This is a genomic window from Arthrobacter sp. H-02-3 (assembly GCF_003097355.1).
Lineage (GTDB): Bacteria > Actinomycetota > Actinomycetes > Actinomycetales > Micrococcaceae > Arthrobacter > Arthrobacter humicola.
The window spans coordinates 72,090-96,738 of the sequence record NZ_PYUI01000001.1; the positions used below are offsets into that span (position 1 = coordinate 72,090).

The following is a 24,649-nucleotide window of genomic DNA, read 5'->3' on the forward strand; positions in this document are numbered from 1 at the left end:
GTATACGGTCAAGGTCTGTTGAATCCTACTAGTCACAGGCAGGACGACCTCGCGCACGCCCGCGTAGCGGCCGCCTGCAGCTCAGTATGGAGTCGTACCGGACACTGCCGTCAGAGGCTTTGGCCCCCACCCGCACCTGCCGGTTCCATCGTTCAACGATCCGGCGGCCCACCCACCGAGTTGCCGCGACGGCCGGCGAGGCCTAACGCAAGATCAGCCGCAGCACAATGATGAAAAGTCCGGACAGGAAGAGCAGGCTTCGAATCCACAGGCCCAGGGTTTCAGCAGCCTTCACCTGAGCCGGGTCGAGCGGCCTTTCAAGGTCGTAAATTGCCGATGCCGCCCACAACTGGTAGCGGACGACCTCCCTGCGGAAGATAAACCAGATCCCCGCGAACAGCATCAGCCCAAGTCCAAGTTGGATGGCAATGCCGCTCTCCGTTGGAGCGATACCCATCCCCGACACAAGAATGATGTAGAGGCCAGGGGCGGCCAGGAGCGCGGCAGCTGCGCGGAGCATCCGGCGGCGCAGGGCGGGAACAGCATCGCCGTTCCGCCTCGTGTGGGAGCGGTTCGTCACTAGCCCTAGCGCTACTGCCAATGCCACGAGCGATCCACCGAACAGGACAGATAACGGTTCGCCCACAAACAGACCTCTTTGCCGATTAGTGAGGCCAGAATACAAGGGGCAGCAACGCCATGACCATTCCCGGCTCCCCGAGACGCCATCGAAGTCTGCCCGGCGACCTCTACGACTTCACTGCGGAAACTGCTCCCGGAGGCTTTCCGGAGTTGCAGTTCGTTTTGAGCCTTGCGACTGCTACAGACGTTTCTCACAGAGCATTCCTGGTGCGCGGATTTCGACTCTCATTGTCGCCGCTTGGCGTTACGGGCGTGACCCCACTTCCCCTGCATTGCCTGCCTATTAGCGCCAATGCGCCCCCGGCTATACCCCCAGGGGGTAGTAGACTTTATACCCTATGGGGGTATAAAGTATTTGCCATACCCGAGGAGAAATCATGAGCCAAAACAGTGACACCGACACAGCTCCCGCTCCGGAGCACGGTTACACCTCAGACAAGGCGGCCTACCTGAGGAGGCTTAAGCGCATTGAGGGCCAGGTTCGGGGCATTGCTCGGATGGTCGATGAGGATGCGTACTGCATCGATATCCTGACCCAGGTCGCGGCCATCAACAAGGCACTGCATGCCGTCAGTCTCGGACTGCTGGAAGACCATATCGGCCATTGCGTCGTCAACGCCGCTGCCGAGTCACCTGAGGCGGGCGGGGCAAAGGTCAAGGAAGCAGCGGACGCTATCGGGCGCCTGCTGCGCTAGGACAAGAAGGAGAATCACGATGAGCGTGAACACCACCGTCAGTATTTCGGGCATGCACTGCGGCCACTGTGTATCTTCGGTCACCGAAGAGCTCCAGGAGCTTGAGGGGGTTCAGGACGTCTCCGTCGATTTGAACAAGGGCGGCGTGTCTGTAGTCACCATCACCTCAGCGTCCGAGCTTGACCCGGAAGAAATCAGCGAAGCCGTCGCCGAAGCGGGTTACACAGTCGCCGGCGGAGCGTAATGGTGGAGTCAGCAACTCTGGCCAACACGCGTGTCATTGAGCTCGATATTGAGGGGATGACCTGCGCGTCCTGCGTTGCGCGGGTTGAACGCAAGCTCGGGAAACTCGATGGCGTCCACGCGGTCGTGAACCTGCCGCTGGAATCCGCCCAGGTAACCGTGCCCGATTCAGTCACGGACCAGCAGATCCTGGACACTGTCGCGGCCACCGGCTACTCGGCCCGGTTGAAGGCGGCGCCGACTGCCCGCAACCTGCCCGATGCGGGGGCGGCGGAACTCGCCGGGGAAGAACCGGCGGCCGCGTCACTGCGGCCCCGGCTGCTGCTCGCCGCCGCCCTCACCCTGCCGGTGCTCATCATTTCCATGGTTCCCGCCGCGCAGTTCCCGCACTGGGGCTGGTGGGCGTTTGCCCTCAGCCTGCCCGTCGTTACCTGGGCGGCCTGGCCCTTCCACCGCGCCGCCGCCATCAACGCCCGTCACATGGCCTCCACCATGGACACGCTTGTCTCCATCGGCGTGGGAGCAGCTTTCCTGTTTTCCACATGGCAACTGCTGGCCGATCCGGCCCTGACCGAACACCCGGGCATGGACATGAGCCCCCACGCCCTGTACTTCGAAGTTGCCGCCGTCGTCACAACATTTCTGCTGCTGGGCCGGTACCTGGAAGCGAACGCGAAACAGCAGGCAGGAAACGCCCTGAAGGCACTGCTCAATCTAGGAGCCAAGGAGGCCACCGTAATCCGCGACGGGGCCGAGGTCCGGATACCGGCGGACCAGCTGCAGCCGGGAGACGTCTTCCTCGTCCGTCCGGGCGAAAAGATTGCTACCGACGGGTTCGTCGTGGACGGCCAAAGCGCGGTCAACACCGCGCTCATCACCGGCGAATCGCTCCCCGTGGACGTCGGAGTGCACGATACCGTCATCGGCGCCACGATCAACACGAACGGCCGGCTCCTGGTCAAGGCGACCCGCGTCGGCAGCGAAACCACACTCGCCCAGATGGGCAAACTGGTCAGCCAGGCGCAAAATGGAAAAGCCCCCATCGCCCGGCTGGCCGACCGGATCAGCGCGGTTTTCGTCCCGGTTGTCCTCGCCATCGCCGCAGCCACGTTCACCGCCTGGATGCTCTCCGCCGGTGACCTGCAGTCCGCCTTTACCGCAGCCGTCGCGGTGCTGGTCATCGCCTGCCCCTGCGCTCTTGGCCTTGCCACCCCGACGGCCTTGCTGACCGGAACCGGCCGAGGCGCCCAAATGGGCATCCTGATCAAGGGCCCCCAAGTCCTCGAAGACACCCGCACGGTCGACACCATCGTGCTGGACAAGACCGGCACGGTGACGGCCGGGCGGCTGTCTGTCGCGGGAGTCCAAAGCTTCACCGGCGCCGGTGAAGAGGAAATCCTCGCCTTGGCCGGCGCGGTCGAAGCAGCCAGCGAACATCCGATCGCAGAGGCCATAGCCCGCGCTGCCAACCTCAATGGCCCGCTGCTGCCGGTAACCGGCTTCGACAGCGCACCCGGCGGCGGCGTCCGCGGCACCGTCGATGGCCGCCGAGTGGTTGCCGGACGCGCCGGGTGGTTGCAGGCCAACGGCATAGACCCCGAGGACAGCCACCACACGGCGCTGAAGTCGCGGGAAAGTGACGGGGCCACCGTTATCTGGGTCGGCGTGGACGGTGAAGTGGCGGGCATCATCAGCCTCACCGACACAGTCAAGGCCGGGTCGGCAGCCGCCATCAGCCGGCTCAAGGCATTGGGGTTGCGTCCGATCCTGCTGACCGGAGACAACGCCGCCGCCGCAGCGGCCGTTGCGGACGAGGTGGGCATCCCGGCCGAAGATGTCATGGCCAACGTGTTGCCGGAAGGCAAAGTCGAAGCCATCCGGGATCTGCAGGCCGCGGGAGCCATTGTGGCGATGGCCGGGGACGGCGTCAACGACGCCGCAGCCCTGGCCCAGGCCGATCTGGGCATCGCGATGGGCAGCGGCACGGACGTCGCGATCGCCGCCGCCGACCTCACGGTCATGGGCAATGACCTCGGCCAGGTGGCCCAAGCCATCGAGCTCTCGCGCCGGACCCTCGCCACGATCAAAACCAACCTGTTCTGGGCCTTCTTCTACAACGCCATCGGGATCCCGGTCGCCGCCTTGGGGCTGCTGAACCCGATGCTCGCCGGTGCCGCAATGGCGGCCAGCTCGGTCCTGGTCGTGAGTAACTCGCTCCGTCTGCGCCGCTTCGCCGCCCGAAAGATGTAGGGGCCGGATCTGCAGCGGTCCGCCCCGCGGCGACGCGGGGCGGGCGGTCGTCGGTGTTTCCTGCCGTGTCCGCTCCGGCTCTGGGTTGCCGCCTCAAGGTGCGGCAACGACTCGGCAGGCCTTTGGCCGTCGAGGGGTTGCGCACCGCTGTGCGTGGCCGGACCTGCCGGGGCTGCAGCCCTCGCTAGAGATTCCCGCCTTCCTGGTACGTGATCAAGACAATCGCAGAAGCAACGTATTGGACCATCGGATGGCGGACGGGCTGTGCGGGCGCATTCGGGACAACCGCCGGAATGGAAGTTATAGCGTGCGTCCCCGACTCAATTGACCAGAGCCTGCTGCCTTCCTCTTCCAGAAGACTCAAGGTGCCGGCGAGAGAGTCATCGAGCATTCTCTGGAGGGCCATCATCGCTTCGGCGACGGTAAAGAAGCCATCGGTGGCGACGACAAGGGATTGCGTTTTGGTCATAACAAGGGACTTTCCGTAGACCCACGCGAACACAGCGCGCGGCGTGCATGATCTGGGAGTGGCTTGAGGCGCGCGATGAGGATGTAGCCCAGCACGGGACTCCGGGGCGTTCCGGGAAACGCGCACACGACGGGACGGTGGCACCCACCCATCGTGACGCATGCCCACCCGGGCCAGTCGGCCAGAATGAGGCATCTTCCGGGGCTGTTTTTACGTCCGGCTGATGGCCAGTTGAATGATCGACGGCGTCCGGGGAGAGGCATTCTCAACTCTCGTGACCCGAACGGACATAATGCGGTTAACGACGATTCCGCCGGAGGCCGCAGGCAGAATTTGCAGGTCCGGGGCTGAGACGCGGGTTAGCGTTCCGTTTCTAGGATCGTGAATGTTGTGTGCGCAGCCTTCGGTACCATCATGCAATGACCCCATGAGATCAACGTGGAAATCGGCGGTGCCCTCCACTACTCCTGCCGGCCCTTCGCCGACAAGAAGCTCAAGTGCAGGCGTAACAGCGGTACGTTCGTGCGGCAAATGGTGAGCAGTGACGGCGGGGCGAGTATCACTTCCATGGGCGCTTGCCTCGGCTGCGTGCAATCCGGCCAAACAGATCACTGCACAACCGGCAACCAGCAGGACCATCGTGAGTGCCGCGGCGACTACGCGCCGTGTCAGCCCGGGGCGACGCAGGCTAGAACTGTCGGCATGCCCGGCCACGCGCCCCCCTCTGCTCGGTTGTGGCCATCCTACTGGACCGCAGGTCATAACGACTGTCGCGTCAGACGTGAACCAAGGCCATCCTGGACGCTTTTGACGCTCCCCCGGCCGCGACATTTTGCGGGCACTCCGCTAAAGGCCAAAGTCTCGTAGCGGGATGTGAGGACCTGCCGTCACAATGATGCTCCGGATTGGCGGGCGGCTGGAACACTGCCCCCAGGTGGGGTGCGCGCTATGGGCTGGATATCAAACGACAACCAACACGAGGGGTGGGCGGCCGCCGTTGCACCCGACGGACGGCTGTCCGCATCATCGACGGGCAAAGGAATGCTCGTCAAGGGCATCACCGGCCACTACAAGCCGGACAAGATGCTGCCCGACTACGAAGTAATCCCAGACAGCGAGATCATCGGCTGGCGCGGAGCCTGTGAATGCGGCTGGCAGGGCGAGCTGTGGGAAAGAGTGTCATCCCCGGCGGCCGCGGACCTCAGCCGCCGCCGGGACTACCTTTCCCCCGATGACCTCGCACACGCTTCCAGCGAAGTCGAAAACGCCATCCACGACGAGTGGAAAGCCCACCTCGCACCGCTGGAAGTTGCGGCCGGCGTGGAAGCGGCAGCGCGTGAATACAACCAAGCCGGGCACCGGCTGGACAAGACCGTTGCCGCCGCGAAAGCAGCGGGAGCGTCCTGGGCGGACATCGGCCGCGCCGTAGGAATCAGCCGGCAGTCCGCCCACGAGCGCTGGGCAGACAAACTATGAACCCAGACACGATCAGCGAACATGCCTGGAACGATCGAGACGGAAACACTCAGCCTCCGCGGCGCAGGAGCTAAAACCCGGGTCACTGGCCGTCATTCGGTCACTGTGCCGCCGGGCGCTCTCAGCCGGGTTGTGCAGCGCCCCCACTATACCGGGCGATTCACTACTTGCGGGGAGCCTCGTTGAGGAAGGAAGCTGCAGCGATGATGAGTGCCTGCTCGGTTGCCCTGCCCCGCGCCCGACCATCGTCAGCCTGGGTTTCAGAGGGCGAGCCGGCGCAGGTGGCACTGCTGGATCAGTTCGACGGCTTCGTCGATGTCGTCGGTGCACCGGAGCAGACGGATGTCATCGGGGGCGATGAATCCCTGGTCCTTGAGCCGCTCCCGGATCCAGGCCATGAGCCCGGCCCAGTGCTCGGTGCCGATCAGGACCACGGGGAATTCGTGGATCTTTCCGGTCTGGACGAGGGTCAGGGCTTCAAAGAGTTCATCGAGGGTGCCGAATCCGCCGGGAAGAACGACGAATGCCGAGGCGTACCGGACGAACATGAGTTTTCGGGCGAAAAAGTACCGGAAGGTCATGGACACATCAACGTAAGGATTAAGCACCTGTTCGCGCCGGAGTTCGATGCCGAGACCGACGGAGGTGCCGCCGGCTTCCGCCGCGCCGCGGTTGGCAGCTTCCATCAGGCCCGGGCCTCCCCCGGTGATTACCGCGAACCCGGCATCTGCAAACCGTGAACCCATCGTCCGGGCCTCCGCGTAGCGGGGATCTTCCGCTCCAAGGCGTGCCGATCCAAAGACAGCGACTGCCTTCCCGAGCCGGGCCGAGAGCAGGTGGAATCCGGCGTCGATTTCCGTTCTGATCCGTTCCATCCGGGCCGGGTCTTCGGCCGGGTCGGCCAGTGCGGCGAGCAGTTCTTCATCAGGCATTTTCATGACGGCCCCGCTCCGGGGTGCATGCGGCAGTGCCGGTCGTGTTTCCCGCGTTCTTCCGCTGTGAGGCGCCCGTCCTCGATGGTGAGGAGCGCGTGCGTCCACGGCCCCGATGGCCGCACATGTGGGAACTGCCGCGGTTCAGGAAGACTGCTCATACCCTGAGTATCGCCCCGGCCCGGCTGATGCAGTAGAGCCTGACGGTCCGCAGTGTGGGGCGACGGAGAGTGCCGCCAGACGGTGCGGTGACCCTTGCACAGCATACCCCCAGGGGGTATTATTTGAGTGTTGTCAGTGACGTGGTTTGTCCAGGCCCCCAGGCCGTTACAGCCGTTCAACCACAACAGCCCCATTCGTCCCTCGCTCCGAAGGAAAACTGACATGTGCGGAACAACCGAAACACGAACCCAGCTCCCCCTGACCTCCACTGCGGAGCACGGCTGCAGCTGCTGCTCGTCCGCCGCCGAAACGCAGGCCGCGGCTCCGTCCGCCGTGGCCTCGGAGGTTCAGGCGTCCGGTGCGCAATACACCCTGGAAGGGCTGACCTGCGGACACTGCGTCCAGACCGTCGAAAAGGCCGTGTCCAGGGTATCCGGGGTCCAGTCAGCGGCCGTAGACCTGGTCCCGGGCGGCACGTCGCGGCTCAAAGTCACCGGCACTGCCGGCCAGGAGGAACTGGCTGAGGCCGTGCACTCCTCCGGCTACATCCTGACCGGCGCGAAGTAGCCTTTCCACGCTCCATTGGCCCCGGTGAAGGCCCCGCGGTTCCCGGATGTCTCCGGTGCGGACCTCAGGGCGACCGCCGCGCCTTCGAGGTCGGTACGGATGCAGTCACTACTCCGGTCCTGATGGAAGTGACGCGGTCTCGGTGGGACTCGGCACGGAGGCGTCGCGCGCGCCCTGACGTCGGAGTCCAGGGTCCGGGCGAAGCCCGTGACCGATCGGCGACCGTGCGGGATGATGGGGAGACGGATGGCCACGATGGTTGTTCGTTGGTTGGAGGCTGTGATGGGACCGGCGCGGCGCTTTCCCACGATCGCGTTGCTCGTCGTCGCCGGGCTGAGCGTGGCCGCCATCCTAGTGGCGGTGGTTGCCATGCAGCCCCGTTACGACAGGATCGTTGATTGCGCCCCGGGCTATCACAACGTGTCCGGGCCCGCCAGTGACTGTGTCCCAAATCCGCCGGGCCCCTCGTCGCCGTCCCCGATGCCGTAAGGGCACGTCAAGTGACACAGGGCCGGCGTCGGCAGGCCGTGACATCAATTGGGTCCCGCATTCCTTCACCGACACCGGCACCGGCCCCTGCCCCGCGTCTGCGGCCCGTCAACGCGATGCTGTGGGCTGGCTGCCGCCGACCATGGTCCATGAGGCAATGACCGGGCCCGTGACTGGTTCGGCAAAGCCAGCCGTAGGGACGAGACCGTGCCCTTTCCTCCGGCTGCTCGAATGCCGTCCAGAGACGGTGTGTGATCCGCAGAAACTGAGGCAGGATCGTCCTCACGTCCGTCACCGAGCGGCTGGATGACCCTGCAACTTTGGTTCTTCCTCACGCGAGCCGTTGCTGCCCGTGGCACGGTCATGAGTCCAAACGGATCGCAGCCCTGCAGTGTGCTGCCATCCTAGGGGTCATAAGGTGCTGCAACGGTACCTTGAAAAGAGCCCCGTCCCTGTGACAGGCACAATCAACCTCCGCTGGGACCAGCCTGGGCCCGCATGTCGCGTCTGGACCGCAGTGCATCCTCCCGGTGCCCACGCACGTGCACATCACAGTTCAACGACACCCCCCGAGCCGTCGACGACAACGGTGTTCCCGTTCGCGATGACCCGCGTCGCGTCGATTGCTCCGCTCACCAGGGGGATACCGAACTCACGGGCGACGATCGCGGCGTGCGAAAAGGGGCCGCCGACTTCAGTGACGACACCGGCCGCGATGTTGAAGAGTGGAGTCCAGACCGGGGTCGTGGTGCGGGCAATGAGCACATCGCCGGCCTGAAAGTGGTGGAAGTCGCCGGGCCCGGTAATAAGGCGCGCGGTGCCTCGCGCACGACCGGGGCTGCCGGGGATGCCCACGAGGACGCGTCGCCCGTTGCGGTGCTGGACCCCGCGGGCCAGTGCCGCCGGCCCGACCGACGCCATGAGCTTCCAAAGCGGATCTGTGGTCCAGGTGGGATCGGAGAGCGGGGGAATGAACGGAGGCGGCACCAGCCGCTTCCGGCGCTCACGGTCCAGGCGCCGCTGCGTCGTGAGTATTTTGAGGTTTACAACCGGATCGCGCGAACCCCATATTTCGTCGGGTTTGAGGAAGAACACATCCTCTGCCCCCTCCACGGTTCCGGCCTGCGCGAGTCTGCGACCCACCTCAAGGAACGTTGCGCGCAAGAGCGCCAGGACCCGTTGGAAGTGGAACACAGCGTCGTCGACGTGAGCGGCGTGGCTTTGGCCAAGCGTGAGCAGGCGGCGCGCAAGGAATCCACGGACCCCGCCCATGGATCGCACGAGATTCTCCGCATCCGCCCGCTCACGGCGGGCCCCCTCCAGGCGTGCATCCGGGCCGGTGACAGCCTGGTCGATGATCGTCAGGTGTTGGGCAAGGAGATCGGGGGACTCGCGAAGCGTGAGGTGCATGGGGTCGGCACTTTCCACGAAATGGCCGAACCGTGCCAGGTAGTCGCCGACCTGGCCTGTTTGGGCGGCGCGACGTAACGCTCGCTCCGCGTCGAGCAGGAGGCTGTCATTGGCCCGGAAGAGGCGCCCCGGGTCCGCCAGCCCTGGAACCTTGACCTTGCCGATGAACTGCTCCCCCAGGATCGCCGTCGCCGTGAACCAGGAGATCTCCCACCACCACGACCCCACGGCTTGCAGCAGCCGGCCCGCATGGGCTTTTAGCTCTTCGTCCGCCAGTTCTGCCGGCGAGCTCTTCTCCAGCGAATCCAGGGTCGCCAACTCTCGGGGCCAGACACGCCGGACCCGGCGGTGCCCGTTGAGCGCCCCCGTTGCCGCGCCCAACACCCACACCGCCGGACGACTAGCCAGCCATCCGTATTTGAAGTCGGCCCGGATGTAGAGCCAGCCGTTGATCAACGCGGACCACGGGGCTTTTTGCATTGGAAGCTTCCGTTGGCGGGCGGCGATCATGGCGGCAAAGGTGGTCGCCGCGCCGAGCGGCGACGGAGGTTCACTGGCCCATTCGGCAGCCTGCAGGTCTTTGAGCCATTTCGCGCCCGGCACCGGGCTTTCCCACGGCTGAGGCTCGGGCGGCAACGCCGTGATCGGACGGGATTGGACAATCCAGAATTGGTTATCGGCCACGCACCACTCGATGTCCTGGGGAGAACCCAGACGGGATTCGATGTCCGCTCCCATCCTGGCGAGTTGCACCACCTGTTCCGCGTTCAAGACTGCGGTCCGCCGGTGGTCTGCCTCCACCGCTCGTATTTTGGTTCCGGTGGACGCGGGGACGGTCATGATCACCTTGTCGCCAACCGCGGTCTCCTTAATCTTGCCTGTCTCTTTGTCGGCAGTGATGTGGTCCGGTGTGACCAAGCCGCCCACGAGGGCTTCCCCGAGGCCCCACACCGCGTCGATCACCATCTCGTCCCGAGCTCCGGTCAGCGGGTTGGCGGTAAACATCACACCAGAACCTGAGGCCGGAACCATGGCCTGAAGAACGACGGCGTTGCTGACCGTTGCGGGGTCGATTCCCGCGCGGATGCGATAGGCGAGTGCCCGGGGAGTCCAAAGGCTGGACCAGCACGTCTTTACCGCCTGCAGCACTTCCTGTTCAGTTCGAACGTTCAGGAAGGACTCTTGCTGACCGGCGAAGCTGGCCCCCGGGAGGTCCTCGGCTGTAGCCGACGACCGAACCGCCAGTCCGGTGGACGTCGCATCATTAGGACAGAGCATTTTGTAGGCCCGCCGAATCGCCGCCCCGAGTTCGGGTGGCATCCTTCCCTGCTCGAAAAGCCGGCGGATCTCAGCCGACGCAGCTTCAGCGCCGGAAATAGCCACGCCTCGCGGCAGGGCAACGACTCTCTGTTGCAGGTCGTTCGCCTCCACGAACGCACGGTACGCCGCAGTGCCCACCAGGAATCCGTCAGGGACCGGGAAACCGGTCCGAACTAGCTGGCTCAGGTTTGCTCCTTTGCCGCCCACGGTTGCGACGGTTGCCTCCGACGAACCCAGCGGGTAAACAAACGGGTCCATGTCAGTGATCCGCGGTGTGGTGCACACTCGGTACGGGGGCCGGTTGGCCGCCGTCGGTGCCGCTGATAGCCGGGCCGATGACAAATGCGGACAGGGAGAACATGGCGGTGAAGACCAGCAGCCCCAGCGCCGGTGCGATCCAGCTGCCGAACCGCCGGTAGAGGCGGACCAGCATGGGAATGGACGCCAAGAGGCCCAGCACGCCGAACAGCGCCGTGCCGCCGGATCCTGCCACCAGTGCGGTCCCGGCGAGAAGCCCGACGTGGTGCAGGACGTGCGGCACGAGCCCCATGACCAGGCCGACCGCGCCGACTATGGAGTGCCACAGCCCGTGGAGCCTGCCCCGGAAGGTCCGCCCGGCGGGAACCGTCCCGTCCCGGGGTTCGGCGGCTGGATGCAGGCGCGAGGAGTGGTCAGCGGTCACGGTCGCTGCTTCCGGCGCAGGGATGGGCCCTGTGGGTCAACGGAGGCCTCATTCCACGCCGCCGGTCCGGGACCGGGTGCGGACCACGAGCACAGGGCAGGGCGAGTGATGAAGCACCTGCGTCGACACGGAGCCGAGCAACAGGCCGGTGAATCCGCCAAGGCCGCGGGAACCCACAACCAGCAGATCAGCATTCTCGGCCGCCCGCAGGAGCACGGCGGCCGGGTTGCCTTGAATAACATCGCCGGTGACTGTCACGCCTTCGCTGTCAACGCGCTTCAGGGCCTCGTTTTGGAGGCGGCGGGCGGTCTGCGGGAAGACGTCCGGGTCACGGATCAGGCCTTCCATCCCGACGGTCACGGGCGGGAACTCCCACGCGGTCACCGCCCTGAGCTGGCCGTTACGCAGCCGCGCCTCCATCACGGCCCATTCCAGCGCCAGACGCGACGGGGCCGAACCGTCCACGCCGGCCACGATCCTGAATCCCGTATCGCCGCCCATGAGCACCGCCCTCCGCCGGGTTCTTCACGCATGTTGCCCTTAGTGTCTTCCCCGCACGGTTTTGACCGCAAGGGCCTCCTCACGGAGGGAGCTTTTGGGGGAACTCGGGATTCCTACTGACGTCCTGTCACACAAACTGATCGCAGGACGGTCTGCGACACATAAATTAGGTGACGGGTAAAGTGCCAACGTTGCTAGCATCCACAATTTCGGAGGCTGTCAGTTTCAGAACCCGGCTGCACTGAATATCAGAAGGCGTCTGCACCAGCCCCGGGTGCGGTGTGTTCGCCGGGTTGGCGATATGGGTGCAGCTTCGGTTGGGGGTTCTGAAGCGTCAGCCCAAAGTCGGCGGGTGAACCCAAACGAGCCTCAGCGTGTAAAGTTGCACAGGCGACAAGTTGGCTAGCACGAGCCGGAGCTGGCGGCCACGGCGCCGGAGGTCATCGGGTTCAGGAGCCCCAGTGCGGCCACGGGATGCCGTGGGACTACGCCGTCAGTATGTGGTCAGATCCGCGCATCCGCACGGCCACGAGTATTCCAGACGCCCCGGTGAGGGCTGCGACGACGGCGACGGCCGCCGGGATCCCGTAGGCGTCCGCGAGGACGCCGGCGAGCAGTGCGCCGACGGCGAATCCGCCGTCGCGCCATAGACGGTAGATGCCCACCGAGCGGGCACGCCATTCCGGGTGTGCGACGTCACCGATCGCGGCCAGCAGCGTGGGGTACACCATGGCGGTGCCGAGCCCGAGGAGGGCGGCGGCGGCAAGCCAGACGTCGAAGCCGGCGCCCACGGCGATCATGCCGAGGGCCGCGGCCTGGACGAGCATGCCGCTCACGATCAGCCATTTCCGGCCGTATTTGTCCGAAAGGGCGCCGGTGACGAGTTGCGCGGCGCCCCAGACGGCGGGGTAGACGGCTGCGAGGATGCCGATCCTTTCGATACCCAATCCTGCTGCGGCAAAGAGGACGGGAAACAGTCCCCAGGCGAGGCCGTCGTTGAGGTTGTTGACCAGGCCGGCCTGGCTAATCGAGGAGAGGGACTTGTCCCGGAAACTGGTGAGGGTGAAAATCTCCCGGTTGCTCAGTTGTCCGTGGGCGCCGGCATGGGCGGACGTGTGGTTGGCGGCCTCCAGCCGTGCGTGGCCCCGAGTTTCCTTGACGGCGAAGACCGACAGGCCCAGGCCCAGTGCGATGTAGGCTGCGCCGAGCAGGAAGGGGCCCGGCCGGAGCCCGTAGTGGGCGGCGATGTAGCCGGTGGCCAGGGCGGTGGCGGCGACGCCGAGGTACCCGGCGGCCTCGTTCAGGCCCATGGCCAGGCCGCGCCGGGACGGGCCGACGAGGTCCATTTTCATGACCACCGTGGTGGACCAGGTCAGGCCCTGGCTGATGCCCAGGATCACGTTCGCGGCGACGATCCAGCCCCAGGACGGGCCGAAGATCAGCAGCAGCGGGACGGGCAGGGCGATGAGCCAGCCGGCGACCAGCACCGGCTTGCGGCCGTAGCGGTCCGAGAGGGTTCCGGCGAAGTAGTTGGTGCCGGCCTTGGCGAGCCCGAACGCCAGGATATAGGTCAGGGCCGAGGTGTAGAGGTCCAGATGGAAGACCTGCCCGGCCAGCAGGGGCAGGACCGTGCGTTCCTGGCCGAGGGTTCCGCCGACCAGGGCGTTGACGGCGACCAGGAGAATGAACTGGGCCAGGTTTTGCCGGAGGCCCAGCGTGACGGGGGCCCGGGAGGCGGCGTTTCCGGTCTTGGTGTCGTGGCTGCTCACCTGGCGGCCGCCATGACCGTGCCGGTTTCAACGGGGCGGCCGGCGGCGGACGCCCAGTCGGCGGGTCCGCCGGTGAAGACTGCGATGCCGGTGCGGCCGGACGCGGCGAGGATGCTCGCGCCGCCCATGGCGCGTTCACCATGGCCGCACATCACGATGACCGGGCCCTCGGGGACGCCGGCGAGATTCCCGGCGAGGTAGCCGAGTTCGATGTTCACCGCGCCGGGGAGATGACCTGCCGCGTACTCGCCGGACTGGCGGATGTCGAGCACGGCGGCCCCGGTCTGCAGTCGGTCAATCAATTGCCCGGGCTTGATCAGGGACACCGGCTCGGCCCCGGGGTGTCCCTGCGTCCAGGCGGGGTAGCCCCCGTCCAGTTCACCGGCGAGGGTGTCGAATCCGACCTTCGCCGCGGCGGTGGCAATGTCGACGGGGTCCTGGTCCGGGCCGCGGACGATGACCACGGGCCGGTCCGGGGTGGCGAGCCATCCGAGCCAGGTGGCGAAGACCGGGCGGAACGGGATGGAGAGGGAGCCGGGGAGGTGGCCGGCGGCGTAGTCTGCCGGCTGGCGGGCGTCGATCACCTGCGCACCGTCAGTCATGAGCGTCCCGACGGCGGCTGCGGACAGCGGCGTCAGGCGGGGCCGGGCGTCCAGGACGGCCGGGCCGGCCTTGTTGGTCTCCCCCAGGCGGAGGAAATAGTCGGGAAAGGTCCCCAGGCTGCCCAACAGGGCGGCGACGAAGGCGTCTTCGCCGTCGGCCTGCCGCAGCGGGTTGGTGGCGCGTTCGGCGCCGATGGTGGTGACCCGGTCACCGCTGCCGCCGGCGGAGCAGAAGGAGCCGGCCCCGTGGGTGGGCCATACCGGGGTGGTGTCGGGGAATTCCATGAGCCGCTGCAGGGACCGGTACTGGGCCCGGGCCAGGGGTACCGTCATCTCCGGGCTGAGCAGGTCGGTGCGCCCGGCGGTGCCGACCATCAGCGAGCCTCCGGTGAAGATCCCGGTCAGGTCCCCGTCCTCGAGCAGAACATAGGACAGGTGCTCGGGCGAGTGCCCGGGGGTGTGCAGGGCCTGCAGGCTGAAGCGGCCCATCTCGACGGTCTGCCCGTCGGTGAGGCCGGTGTGCGCGAAACCGCGGGGGCCGACCTCGGGTGCCAGCACCGTCGCGCCCTCGACTGCGGCGAGTTCGGCGACGCCGGAGATGAAGTCGGCGTGCAGGTGGGTTTCCACCGCGTAGGCCATGCTCAATCCGCGACGGGAGGCCTCGGCGCGGACCTGCCGCAGGTCACGTTCCGGGTCCATGACGAGGGCGCGGCCGTCGCCGAGGTCCAGCAGATAGGTGGAGTTGCCCAGTCCCTCGTCGACGACGGGGATCAGATTTAAGGAGCCCATGACTCTCAGTCCTTCCACGCCGGGGCGGATTCCGGCGGCAGAGTAGTATTCCAGACAAACGTGGAATAGTATTTGTTCCAGTATTACATGGATCTTTGGAGGAGCAAGTGGGCGACAAGGCCAGGAAATCGGAACTCTTTGGGGAGTTCGCCCGGGTGGGCAAGGCTCTGGGCAACGGCAAGCGGCTGGAGCTGCTGGACCTGCTCAGCCAGGGGGAGCGCAGCGTGGAAACCCTCGCCGCAGCCGCCGGACTGGGGCTAAGCACCGCCTCGGCCCACCTGCAGGCCCTGCGCCAGGCCGGGCTGGTGACCACGCGGCGGGACGGCAACCGGATCCACTACGACATCGCCGGCCCCGACATCCTGCGGCTCTACAGCCTGCTCCGGTCGGTTGCCCGGGAGCACGTGGCCGACGTCGAACCCAAACGCGTCGCCTACCTGGGACTGGAGGGCGCGCGGGCCGACGAGGAGGAAGTCACCCGCGAAGACCTTCTCGCTCGCGCCGGTGCGGGAACCGTGACGGTCCTCGATGTCCGCCCTGACGAGGAATATCACGCCGCCCACATCCCCGGAGCCGTCTCGATCCCGCTCGAGGAGCTCCGCGACAGGCTCTCCGAGCTGCCCAGGGACCGGGAGGTCGTCGCCTACTGCCGCGGCGCGTACTGCGTTTTGGCGTACGAAGCGGTGGACCTGCTGCACTCCGCCGGCCGGAGGGCCAGACGGCTGAACGAGGGAATGCTCGAATGGCGCCTCGGCGGCCTGCCCGTGGAAGCTGCCGCCTAGACAACTCAATCCCCCTGTCGCGCCGATGGTGGCCACAGCGTCTTTCGCAGCGGTCCTTAACCAGGAATCACGTCACAAGATGGAGGTCTTCGCATGATGTATGGATGGAATGACGGCTGGGGAATCTGGGGGTGGGTACTGATGGCACTGATGATGCTGATCTTCTGGGGCGGAGTCGTGACCGTCGTGATCCTGCTGGTCCGCGGCCGGGGTCCCGAACTACCGGGTCCTTCCGGTCCCTATGGCGCGCCCCACGACGAGGCCGAACGGATCCTCAACGAACGTTTTGCCCGCGGGGAAATCGACGAAACTGAGTTCGCCGCGCGCCGCGCGGCTCTCAGGCGGAAGTAATGACGCCCCTTTCCCGGCGGAGCCAGCTGCTGATCGGGATCCTGGCCACGCTGGCCCTCACGGCGCTGTCCATCGCCGCCGTTGCGGTCCTTGCCGTGCCAGGTGCCGGCCGCGGCTTCGCCAACAATGCCGGCTGCGCAGCTCCCGGCATTCCTGGAACCGTCGTCAACGTCGCCGCGACCGACATGGGCGGTCCGATGATGGGTGGACCCGGACGAATGGGAGGCATGCGGTTGACCGCCGATCGAACGACTGTCCCGCACGGCCGCGTGAGCTTCCTGGTCGCCAACGCAGGGCGCTACACCCATGAGATGGTGATCCTGCCGCTGCCCGACACCCAGATTGCCGGGACCCGGGCCGTCGGAGGGGACGGGAAGATCGACGAGGCAGGCAGCCTTGGCGAGGCCTCTGCCACCTGCGCCGAAGGCGCCGGGCAGGGCATTCTTCCCCGCAGTTCCGGCTGGGTCACGGTGGACCTGCCGCCGGGGCGCTATGAACTGCTCTGCAACTTCGCCGGCCACTACACCGCCGGCATGTACACCCAGCTCACCGTCACCTGACATACCTCCGGCAAGCACGAGTCTCAGACAACGAGCACCGTTCTGCAGCGTCGGTGTCCCGTGGGGCGGGTCAGTCGTGGGCGGGTTCGCCGGTGACTTTGTGGTCGGCGTGGTTCAGGCCCTCCATGACGAGGCGGGTCAGGTGTCCGTCGGCGATGCTGTACACGACGCGGCGGCTCTCTTTTTGCGTTCTGACGAGTCCGCTGAAGCGCAGCTTGGCCAGATGCTGGCTGACCGAGGTCCGGGACGCCCCGGTGCGCTCCACGAGGGACGTCACATCCGAGGGTTCCTGGGCCAGGAGCCAGAGGATATGCAGCCGGGTGGGGTCAGAGAGCATCCGGAACGTGGCCGTGGCGGTGTCGAGCCGGCGGGAGTCAGGAGCTTCGTCGTGGTGGAGGCTGGGTGCGCCGGCGCGTTGCACGCTGTCCACCCGATCACCCTTTCGCGGTCGCCGGCGCGGGGCCGGTCCTTGATGTTGCGGGCCAGAATCTCAGGGCCGCCACGGTACTTATTGTAGCCACCGCCGCGAGGACGGCGGCCGCGGCGGGCTGACCGGCAGCGGCTCCGACCCAACCTGCGGCCGGATAGGTGATGATGAAGCACGCGTGGGAGAGCGAGAACTGGGCGGTAAAGATATAGGACCGGGTGCTGTCCGTCGCGGCGCGGCGCAGCAGCCGGGCCGAGGGGGTGCTAATCATCGACGTTCCGGCTCCGAGCACCACCCACAGACCCAGCAGCACAGGCCAGGGCCCGGATACTGCCAGGAGCACGAAGGCCCCGGCCAGGCCGAGGGAGAGCAACACCGCGCCTGCCCTCATTAACGTGCGGTCCGAGGTCCGGTCCAGAATTCTGGGGGCCGTCAGGGCGATGACCATGGACCCCGCACCGAAACAGGCCAGGGCGATGGCGACATCGGCATTGGACCCGCCGAAGAGCTCCCGGGCGTAGACCACGGTGTTGACCAGCACCAGGGCCGTGGCGGCCGCCACGACAAGGTTCAAGGCCATCAGCCCCCGCAATTCCGGCGTCCTGGCAAATATCCGGGCGCCCAGGGTGGTCCGGTGCCACAACGTCCCCTCCAGAAGCGCCGCATGCGCCGCCGGCAGCCTGGTGGTCACCACCAGCGCCGCTGAGAACAGAAAGCCGGCCACGGTTCCCAGGAACAGCTCATGGAAGGACAGCACCGTCAGCAGCGCTGCCGCCAGGGCCGGACTGACCAAGGATTCCAGGTCGTAGGCCAGACGCGAGAGCGACAGGGCCCGCGTGTAGTGCCGCTCATCGGGCAGCACGACCGGGATCAGGGCCTGGAAGGCGGGCGTGAAGGTCGCCGAGGCGCTCTGCAGCACGAAGACCAGCGCATAGATCTGCCAGACCTGGTCCACCATCGGAAGCATCAATGCGATCCCGGCACGGATCAGATCCGCGCCGACCAGCACTGCCTTCTTGGGCAGCCGCTCCACCAGGGCAGCCATCAGGGGTGCGACGAAGACATAGGCCAGCATTTTGATCGTCAGCGCCGTCCCGAGAACGGCTCCGGCTTCCCCGCCAGCCAGATCAAAGGCCAGCAGGCCCAACGCCACCGTGAGAAGACCCGTGCCGAGCAGGGCAACGATCTGCGCCGAAAAGAGCTTCCGGTAGGCAGGAACAGCCAGCACTTCAAGCAACGGGACTCCTCAGATGAACAAACATACTCAACAGGTGCTTACCTGTGCACCTATTAGAGTAGCCCATTTGCTCCCGTTGAACCGCTCCCGCAATCCGGCGCTCTTCTTGCGCCGGCCGTGCTGCCACGGTCCGGGCGGCTCGTTCCGGATCGGGGTCCCGGAGGGCATCAAGGCGGCACTCAATTGTTTGAGTACATTCGCGCGTGTACTGTGGAGCCATGGAAACCCTCACGCACGCCCCGGTGCTGGCACGGTTCGGCTACGCCGTCTCCGATCCGACCCGGGCCCGGATACTGCTGGCGCTGGCCGAGGCGCCGGCCTATCCGTCCGACCTGGCCGACTCCCTCGGTGTCTCGCGGCAAAGCATGTCGAACCATCTGACGTGCCTGCGCGGCTGCGGCCTCGTGGTAGCCGTCCCCGACGGACGGCGGACCCGGTACGAACTCGCCGACGCCCGGCTCGGCCACGCCATCGGCGACCTGATCGGCGTCGTCCTCGCGGTGGACCCGGCCTGCTGCGCCCCGGACGGGACGTGCCTGAAATGACCGCCCTCGAACTGGGACCGAGCCCCGTCCGCCGCGCCGTGCTCAGCCGGCGCATCCGGCTCTTTGCCGCCGCGACCATCACTTACAACATGATCGAGGCCGTCGTCGCCCTCTGGGCGGGCGGCGTCGCCGACTCCTCTGCCCTGATCGGCTTCGGCCTGGATTCGGTGATCGAGGTGGCGTCCGCCGTCGCCCTGTCCTGGCAGTTTTCCGCCAAAGATCCGGAGCGGCGCGAGCACCTGACCCTGCGGCTCATCGCGATCTCCTTCTTCGCCCTCGCCGCCTTCGTCACCTTCGATTCCGTCACCTCGCTGGCCGGCGGCGGCGAGGCGCAGCAATCCACGCCCGGCATCATCATCGCGGCACTCAGTCTCGCCATCATGCCCGTGCTGTCCTGGCTGCAGCGCCGCGCCGGCCGGGAGCTCGGATCCCGGACGGCGGTGGCGGACTCCAAACAGACCCTGCTCTGCACCTACCTTTCCGCCGTCCTGCTGATCGGGCTGGTACTGAACAGCACACTGGGCTGGTGGTGGGCCGACGCCGGCGCCGCACTGGTCATCGCCGTGATCGCCGTCCGCGAAGGCACCAACGCCTGGAAAGGCGACGTCTGCTGCACCGTCCCCCACGCCGCCGCGCTCACCGACGGCGCACCGGACGACTGCTGCGAGATCACCGGCCCGGGTAAGACCACAGATCACGACGGCGGCCCCGCTGATCCGGCACCACGCGACGCATCGGCGGAGGACCTCGTGGCGGATGAACCGTCCGCCTGCTGCGAAGGCTGCGCTTCCACTCCAGGACCGGCGGCCGCGACGCTTGGCCCGAATCTGGGCCGCAGGAACGCCTGAGCATGCCTTACGAGCTGCGCACAATCCCGGAGTGCCCCAACAGCGGCCCGGCCCTGGAGCTGTTCCGAGAGGTTCTTGCCGCCGAAGGGCAGGACACGGAACCCCTGACCGTCCGTGAGGTGGTCTCCGAAACCGAGGCCCAAGACCTCCGATTCCACGGTTCCCCCTCCTTCGTCGCGGACGGACGCGACCTGTTTCCGGCGGAATCCGCCCCGGCCCTGAGCTGCCGCCTCTACAACACCGGGCACGGCCTAGCGGGACTTCCCTCCGCCGAATCCTTGCGCACCGCGATCCGCAGCCGCCATTCCCAACTATGACCCGTCACCGGCATCATCCCACCGAACCACACACCCTGGAGACACACGCATGAGCGGTCACGACCACGACCACGGCGCGGCCGCAGCGGGCAACCGGAGCAAACTGATCCTCGTCTTTGCCATCACCTTCACCGTGATGATCGCGGAGATCATCGGCTCCTTCCTCACCGGCAGCCTGGCGCTCCTGGCCGACGCCGGCCACATGTTCACCGACTCGACCGGGCTGCTGATCGCCCTGATCGCCGCCTCACTGGCCCTGAAACCGGCCACGGCCAAACGGACCTGGGGGTACAAGCGCGCCGAGATCATCGCAGCGGCCGGGCAGGCTGCCCTGCTGCTGGGCGTCGGCGGCTTCGTCATCGTCGAGGGCATCCGCCGCCTCATCGAGCCTCCCGAAATCGGCGGCTCGACGATGCTTTGGTTCGGCATCATCGGCCTCGCCGGCAACGCCGTCGGACTGATGGTTCTGGCCTCGGGCCGGAACCACAACTTCAACATGAAGGCCGCCTTCCTGGAGGTGCTCAACGACGCCCTCGGCTCCGTGGCCGTCATCGCGGCTGCCATCATCATCGCCGTCACCGGCTGGGTCCAGGCCGACGCCGTCGTATCCATACTGATCGGCGTCCTGATCATCCCCCGCACGCTGAAGCTGCTCCGCGATACCGTCAACGTGCTCATGGAAAACGCCCCCCAGGGCCTGGACATGGCCCAGGTCCGCGATCACATCCTCGCCGTGCCGCACGTCATCGACGTCCATGACCTGCACGCCTCCCTGGTCGCCTCGGGCACAGCCGTCCTCTCCGCCCACGTCACCGTCGAAGACACCTGCATGACCGACGGTCACGCCGCCGCCATCCTGGCCGACCTGCAGCACTGCGTGGCCGAACACTTCGACGTCAGCGTCGAACACTCCACCTTCCAGATCGAACCCGCCGCCCACCGCGACCAGGAAAGCATCCACCACTGATGACACAAACCACGACCGCCCCCGCCCCACCGGACCCCGCAAAAAAGGTCCGCCTGGTCCTCTGGATCCTCCTGGGAGTCATCGTCACCGCCGGCGTGACCTGGTACGCGGTCTTCACCGCCGCCAGGCCGTCACCGCCGGCGCCGCAGCCGGCCGCCGACGCGCAGCTGGTCCGAAACGACAGCCACCGCGTCACCACACCCGCCACAGAGAAGGCCCAGCTGGTCGAGTTCCTGGACTTCGAATGTGAATCCTGCCGGGCAGCGCAGCCGCTCGTGGAGGACCTGAAGAAAGAATTCGGCGACCGGATCACCTTCGTCAACCGCTACTTCCCGCTACCCGGACACCGGAACTCCGGCACCGCAGCCCTGGCCGTGGAAGCCGCCGCGCAGCAGGACCAGTACGAGCAGATGTACGCCAAAATGTTCGAAACCCAGCCGCAATGGGGCGAAAAGCAGGACTCCCAGGCACCCCTGTTCAGAACTTACGCGCAGGAACTGGGACTGGACCTTGCCAAGTATGACGCCGCCGTGGCGGACGAGAAGACCATTGACCGGATCCGCAAAGACGTCGCCGACGGCAAGGCGCTGGGAGTGACCGGCACCCCGACGTTCTTCCTCAACGGCCAAATGCTGACGCTTAGTACCGAGGCGGACTTCCGGCAGAAACTCACCGACGCCGCCAAATAGGCGGCCCCGGTGACTCCCGGCCACTAACGCCGGCCGTGGCTGCCCTGCGAAAGCTGGCGGCCACCCGAGGGCCACGCATCCCCGGATCCCCTACCCTCGATAAGCCCCCGCCCCCGACGGAAAGGAGCGGCGCACCATGACCCGACACCCTGCGCCGTTCCGCCTGCCGCGCAGCGCCGCCGTCACGGCGGTCATCCTCGCCCTGGCCACAGGGGCCCATACGCTGGCCGGCGGGCAACTCCCGCCCGCGCCGGTGATGGACGCATGTACGGCCCTTGTTCTGCTCGGCGTTGTTCTCCTGACCCGGTGGAAATTGACGGCCACGGCACTGGCCGGGATTCTCTCCGCCGGACAGTGGATGCTGCACGCGGCATTCTCCGTCCTGTCGGAATCATCCCCGGCGGGGCCGGCACCGGTCCGCCATCTGCACACAGCCGCGGCCGTCGGAATGCCCGCGGCGCATGACCTGCCGCACAGCCACCTGCCGGCAGACCTTGATCCGACCATGCTCGGCGCCCACATCCTGGCCACACTCGTCACGGCGGCGCTCCTGGCCAGGGGCGAGGCAGCATTGGGGGCCCTGGCAGCCTGGCTCCGACCTTGCGCCGGGATCCCGGCAGTCCCGATCCTGGCGACGTCGCCGAAGATCTCCCCGGCTCCGAGACGCGCCCTAGTGCGCCGGTGGCGGGCCCTCCGCCGGCATCCCCTGCGGGGTCCGCCCCCGGCCGCCTGCCGCCGACGGCACCGGCTGTTCCCCCGGCCCGATCCACCGCCGCCGCTCCCCGCCCCCTGGCATCCCGGGGCGCCGCCCGGCCGGCGAAGCAGACCCCGAGCCCGTCGTGCAGATCTGCAGCCCAGAGCCATCTCCCATGAAGGAACAAGAACCCCCATGCACGCACGACTCACATTCAAGGCCCGCATCCGGCTGGCCGCCATCGCCGCCATCCTGATCCCCGCTGCGACAGCCGCCTCACCGGCCCTGGCGCATGACTCACTCTCATCCACCAGCCCGGCCCGGGACGCCGTCATCACCCACGCCCCCGAGACGGTGTCCCTGACACTGTCCGAGCCGCCGGCCGATTCCAAGAACCTGAACCTCAGCACCATCATCGTCACGGACGGCGCAGGCAAGACCGTCAGCGACGGCAAGGTGACCGTCTACGGCCCGACGCTGTCCACCAACCTCACCGAGGGAAGCCCGGGAACCTACAAGGTACTGTGGCGGGCCGTCTCCTCCGACGGACACCCGATCGAAGGAAACTACACATTGACCATCCAGGCACCCGCCGGACAATCCGCCACCCCGTCGATCCCGGCGTCGCCGGCAGCTGCGCCGTCAGCCTCGCCGGCTGCGTCAACGACGGCGGAGCGTCCTAACAACGACGGCGCCCCGCTGGCCCTGGGGATCGCGGCAATGATTCTTGCCGCCGCGGTCGGTGCAGTACTGGTACTGCGCAACAGGCGAAAGAACACCGGGGCCTGACCTCCTGCGTTCGGCAGTCCAGACCACGCGTCCGGGCTGCCGTGCGCTGGCCCCGTACGGCCGCAGCCACGAACGGTTTCACCGAGGCCGGTCAGGCAGCGGACGGTCAGGCCGTCCCGGTCCGCTGGTCACGGCCCCGGACCGCGCGCAGCGTCATGGCAACTATGGCTGCCACCGCCATGATGCCAAAGCACACGAGTCCTCCGGTGAATAACGCCGGGGCGAACGCGGGAGCTTGGGCGGCCGCGTCCGCGGCCGCGATGACCGAACCCCAGTAAGCGGCCGTGGCCGCCAGCCAAAGCGCTCCCGCGGCCGTGGCGGCCCACGACCAGCGCGAGAACCACGGTCCCTGGCCGCTGTAGGAAAGCGCCGCGGCAACCATGACCACGCCGGCGACGGCGAGCAGCTGGCCGCCAAGGATGTAGGGGCCGGCAACGAGACCAACGGGCACGCAAAGTCCCCCGATCATGAACAACCGCCGGGCACCTAGCGGCATCCTGGCGGAGGGGCCCGCTGCGATGGCTGCCGGTCCGGCTGCCCTGGATGTGTCATTTTCGGCTGTCATGGCGTTTCCTTGTTCCTCGTGTGAGCCTGTTCGGCCCTGCCACGACGCTTATGGTGAGGGTCCCGGATTTCCGGGAGATGTCTCGGGCCGGCGACGCGGCCCCCAAAACAGTACAGGATCCGGTGGATTCAGCCATTACCCGATGCTCCCGCGATCCGGCGGGTTGTTAGTATCAGGAACATGGCGGTATCCGATCTGACTGCGTCGGCCCAGGACTATTTGAAAGTCATCTGGTCGGCCACAGAGTGGTCAGGGGCGCCGGTCACTGTCGGCATGATGGCCGCACGGCTGGGGGTCAGCGCATCCACCGCTTCCGAGGGTATCCGGAAGCTGTCCAACCAGGGGCTCGTCTCTCATGCACGGTACGGCAGCATCGAACTGACGGCGGAAGGCCGTGAGCAAGCTGTGGCGATGGTCCGCCGGCATCGGCTTCTGGAGACGTTTCTGGTCCAGGCCCTGGGTTATGCGTGGGACGAAGTCCACCATGAGGCGGAAGTCCTGGAGCATGCGGTCTCCGACACCCTGATCAGCAGGATTGATGCGCTTCTCGACCACCCGGTCCGTGACCCGCACGGAGACCCCATCCCGGCTGCGGACGGGCAGTCGGACCGTCCGGATGCCATTCAGCTCACCGCAGTAGAACCCGGCCGGACGATCAGGATCTGCCGGGTTTCCGACGCGGACCCGGCCCGGCTCCGCCACTTCTCCCGCCTCGGACTGACCCTTGATACAGAATTCACCGTCGTGGAGCGACGTTCTTTCTCGGCCGCCATGACAGTCCGCGTGCACGGACAGGGCGAGAATATCGAACTAGGTCTGCCGGATTCAGATGCGATCTGGGTAGTGCCCGGCAGCCGTCTCCGCCACTGATGCGGCCGCT

General features: G+C 66.8%; 26 protein-coding genes. 15 read left to right on the forward strand and 11 right to left on the reverse strand.

All coding sequences use genetic code 11. From position 1 onward, the window contains the following. Positions 1–202 precede the first annotated feature (202 nt). Positions 203–646, reverse strand: coding sequence for a hypothetical protein (locus tag C9424_RS00350; RefSeq protein ID WP_133247461.1), 444 nt, complete (start codon positions 644–646; stop codon positions 203–205). Positions 647–1,019: 373 nt separating this feature from the next. On the opposite strand from C9424_RS00350, the gene C9424_RS00355 reads away from it, so the two are divergent. Genes C9424_RS00355 through C9424_RS00365 form a run of 3 tightly spaced genes read left to right on the forward strand, consistent with a single transcriptional unit; the run spans position 1,020 to position 3,830 of the window. Then, entirely contained in the window at positions 1,020–1,337 is a 318-nt protein-coding gene (locus C9424_RS00355) for a metal-sensitive transcriptional regulator (RefSeq protein WP_116765009.1), read from the forward strand. A gap of 19 nt (positions 1,338–1,356) precedes the next feature. After that, the gene (locus C9424_RS00360) at positions 1,357–1,581 is read left to right on the forward strand and encodes a heavy-metal-associated domain-containing protein (protein ID WP_116765010.1); all 225 of its coding nucleotides are present in this window, start codon (positions 1,357–1,359) and stop codon (positions 1,579–1,581) included. Next, on the forward strand, positions 1,581–3,830 hold the full coding sequence (locus C9424_RS00365; RefSeq protein ID WP_116765011.1) for a heavy metal translocating P-type ATPase: 2,250 nt from the start codon (positions 1,581–1,583) through the stop codon (positions 3,828–3,830). The genes C9424_RS00360 and C9424_RS00365 overlap by 1 nt, the downstream gene beginning before the upstream one ends. Positions 3,831–4,014: 184 nt before the next feature. Here C9424_RS00365 and C9424_RS00370 read toward each other — a convergent pair whose 3' ends face one another. Further along, positions 4,015–4,299, reverse strand: coding sequence for a hypothetical protein (locus C9424_RS00370; protein WP_116765012.1), 285 nt, complete (start codon positions 4,297–4,299; stop codon positions 4,015–4,017). Between the two features lie 948 nt (positions 4,300–5,247). Between C9424_RS00370 and C9424_RS00375 the strand changes: the two genes are divergently transcribed. After that, positions 5,248–5,775, forward strand: a complete 528-nt coding sequence (locus C9424_RS00375) for a hypothetical protein (RefSeq protein WP_116765013.1) — start codon at positions 5,248–5,250, stop codon at positions 5,773–5,775. 260 nt (positions 5,776–6,035) lie between these two features. Here C9424_RS00375 and C9424_RS00380 read toward each other — a convergent pair whose 3' ends face one another. Then, positions 6,036–6,713 (reverse strand): TIGR00730 family Rossman fold protein, encoded by a 678-nt coding sequence (locus tag C9424_RS00380; RefSeq protein WP_116765014.1) that lies wholly within the window; start codon positions 6,711–6,713, stop codon positions 6,036–6,038. Between the two features lie 378 nt (positions 6,714–7,091). Here C9424_RS00380 and C9424_RS00385 point away from each other — a divergent pair, with 378 nt between their 5' ends. Beyond that, entirely contained in the window at positions 7,092–7,436 is a 345-nt protein-coding gene (locus tag C9424_RS00385) for a heavy-metal-associated domain-containing protein (RefSeq protein WP_116765015.1), read from the forward strand. Between the two features lie 1,038 nt (positions 7,437–8,474). On the opposite strand, the gene C9424_RS00395 is transcribed toward C9424_RS00385, so the two are convergent. The 5 genes from C9424_RS00395 to C9424_RS00415 all read right to left on the reverse strand — a co-directional run bounded on the left by C9424_RS00395 (position 8,475) and on the right by C9424_RS00415 (position 14,998). Next, positions 8,475–10,913 carry a PEP/pyruvate-binding domain-containing protein gene (locus C9424_RS00395; RefSeq protein WP_116765017.1) on the reverse strand — a complete coding sequence of 813 codons (2,439 nt, stop codon included), beginning with the start codon at positions 10,911–10,913 and terminating at the stop codon, positions 8,475–8,477. A gap of 1 nt (position 10,914) precedes the next feature. Beyond that, the gene (locus tag C9424_RS00400) at positions 10,915–11,337 is read right to left on the reverse strand and encodes a hypothetical protein (protein ID WP_116765018.1); all 423 of its coding nucleotides are present in this window, start codon (positions 11,335–11,337) and stop codon (positions 10,915–10,917) included. Between the two features lie 48 nt (positions 11,338–11,385). Continuing rightward, positions 11,386–11,838 carry a universal stress protein gene (locus C9424_RS00405; RefSeq protein WP_116765019.1) on the reverse strand — a complete coding sequence of 151 codons (453 nt, stop codon included), beginning with the start codon at positions 11,836–11,838 and terminating at the stop codon, positions 11,386–11,388. A gap of 485 nt (positions 11,839–12,323) precedes the next feature. Next, positions 12,324–13,607, reverse strand: a complete 1,284-nt coding sequence (locus C9424_RS00410; RefSeq protein ID WP_116765020.1) for an MFS transporter — start codon at positions 13,605–13,607, stop codon at positions 12,324–12,326. Further along, positions 13,604–14,998, reverse strand: a complete 1,395-nt coding sequence (locus tag C9424_RS00415) for an MBL fold metallo-hydrolase (RefSeq protein WP_116765021.1) — start codon at positions 14,996–14,998, stop codon at positions 13,604–13,606. The genes C9424_RS00410 and C9424_RS00415 overlap by 4 nt, the downstream gene beginning before the upstream one ends. A gap of 95 nt (positions 14,999–15,093) precedes the next feature. On the opposite strand from C9424_RS00415, the gene C9424_RS00420 reads away from it, so the two are divergent. The 3 genes from C9424_RS00420 (at position 15,094) to C9424_RS00430 (ending at position 16,691) form a co-directional block, all read left to right on the forward strand. Next, positions 15,094–15,780 (forward strand): ArsR/SmtB family transcription factor, encoded by a 687-nt coding sequence (locus C9424_RS00420; protein WP_237563224.1) that lies wholly within the window; start codon positions 15,094–15,096, stop codon positions 15,778–15,780. Positions 15,781–15,873: 93 nt separating this feature from the next. Further along, on the forward strand, positions 15,874–16,131 hold the full coding sequence (locus tag C9424_RS00425; protein ID WP_116765023.1) for an SHOCT domain-containing protein: 258 nt from the start codon (positions 15,874–15,876) through the stop codon (positions 16,129–16,131). Next, positions 16,131–16,691: a sulfocyanin-like copper-binding protein gene (locus tag C9424_RS00430; protein WP_116765024.1), complete on the forward strand. Its 561-nt coding sequence runs from the start codon at positions 16,131–16,133 to the stop codon at positions 16,689–16,691. Before C9424_RS00425 ends, C9424_RS00430 begins: the two co-directional genes overlap by 1 nt. Before the next feature lie 70 nt (positions 16,692–16,761). Here the strand turns inward: C9424_RS00430 and C9424_RS00435 are convergent, their stop codons facing one another. Beyond that, entirely contained in the window at positions 16,762–17,121 is a 360-nt protein-coding gene (locus C9424_RS00435) for an ArsR/SmtB family transcription factor (RefSeq protein WP_442861998.1), read from the reverse strand. A gap of 4 nt (positions 17,122–17,125) precedes the next feature. Beyond that, a complete protein-coding gene (locus C9424_RS00440; protein ID WP_116765025.1) occupies positions 17,126–18,355 on the reverse strand; it encodes an MFS transporter in 1,230 nt (409 codons plus the stop codon). A gap of 218 nt (positions 18,356–18,573) precedes the next feature. On the opposite strand from C9424_RS00440, the gene C9424_RS00445 reads away from it, so the two are divergent. The 6 genes from C9424_RS00445 to C9424_RS21820 all read left to right on the forward strand — a co-directional run bounded on the left by C9424_RS00445 (position 18,574) and on the right by C9424_RS21820 (position 23,204). Continuing rightward, positions 18,574–18,900: an ArsR/SmtB family transcription factor gene (locus C9424_RS00445; protein WP_116765026.1), complete on the forward strand. Its 327-nt coding sequence runs from the start codon at positions 18,574–18,576 to the stop codon at positions 18,898–18,900. Beyond that, on the forward strand, positions 18,897–19,748 hold the full coding sequence (locus C9424_RS00450) for a cation diffusion facilitator family transporter (protein ID WP_116765027.1): 852 nt from the start codon (positions 18,897–18,899) through the stop codon (positions 19,746–19,748). Before C9424_RS00445 ends, C9424_RS00450 begins: the two co-directional genes overlap by 4 nt. A 2-nt stretch (positions 19,749–19,750) precedes the next feature. Next, complete coding sequence (locus tag C9424_RS00455; protein ID WP_116765028.1) at positions 19,751–20,065, forward strand: hypothetical protein; 315 nt, start codon at positions 19,751–19,753, stop codon at positions 20,063–20,065. Between the two features lie 49 nt (positions 20,066–20,114). Beyond that, the gene (locus C9424_RS00460) at positions 20,115–21,032 is read left to right on the forward strand and encodes a cation diffusion facilitator family transporter (protein ID WP_116765029.1); all 918 of its coding nucleotides are present in this window, start codon (positions 20,115–20,117) and stop codon (positions 21,030–21,032) included. Continuing rightward, a complete protein-coding gene (locus C9424_RS00465) occupies positions 21,032–21,721 on the forward strand; it encodes a DsbA family protein (protein WP_116765030.1) in 690 nt (229 codons plus the stop codon). The genes C9424_RS00460 and C9424_RS00465 overlap by 1 nt, the downstream gene beginning before the upstream one ends. Before the next feature lie 136 nt (positions 21,722–21,857). Further along, a complete protein-coding gene (locus C9424_RS21820; RefSeq protein WP_237563225.1) occupies positions 21,858–23,204 on the forward strand; it encodes a copper resistance CopC family protein in 1,347 nt (448 codons plus the stop codon). A gap of 106 nt (positions 23,205–23,310) precedes the next feature. On the opposite strand, the gene C9424_RS00475 is transcribed toward C9424_RS21820, so the two are convergent. After that, on the reverse strand, positions 23,311–23,769 hold the full coding sequence (locus C9424_RS00475; RefSeq protein WP_116765031.1) for a hypothetical protein: 459 nt from the start codon (positions 23,767–23,769) through the stop codon (positions 23,311–23,313). 180 nt (positions 23,770–23,949) lie between these two features. Between C9424_RS00475 and C9424_RS00480 the strand changes: the two genes are divergently transcribed. Next, positions 23,950–24,639 carry a metal-dependent transcriptional regulator gene (locus tag C9424_RS00480; protein ID WP_116765032.1) on the forward strand — a complete coding sequence of 230 codons (690 nt, stop codon included), beginning with the start codon at positions 23,950–23,952 and terminating at the stop codon, positions 24,637–24,639. Positions 24,640–24,649: the final 10 nt, after the last annotated feature.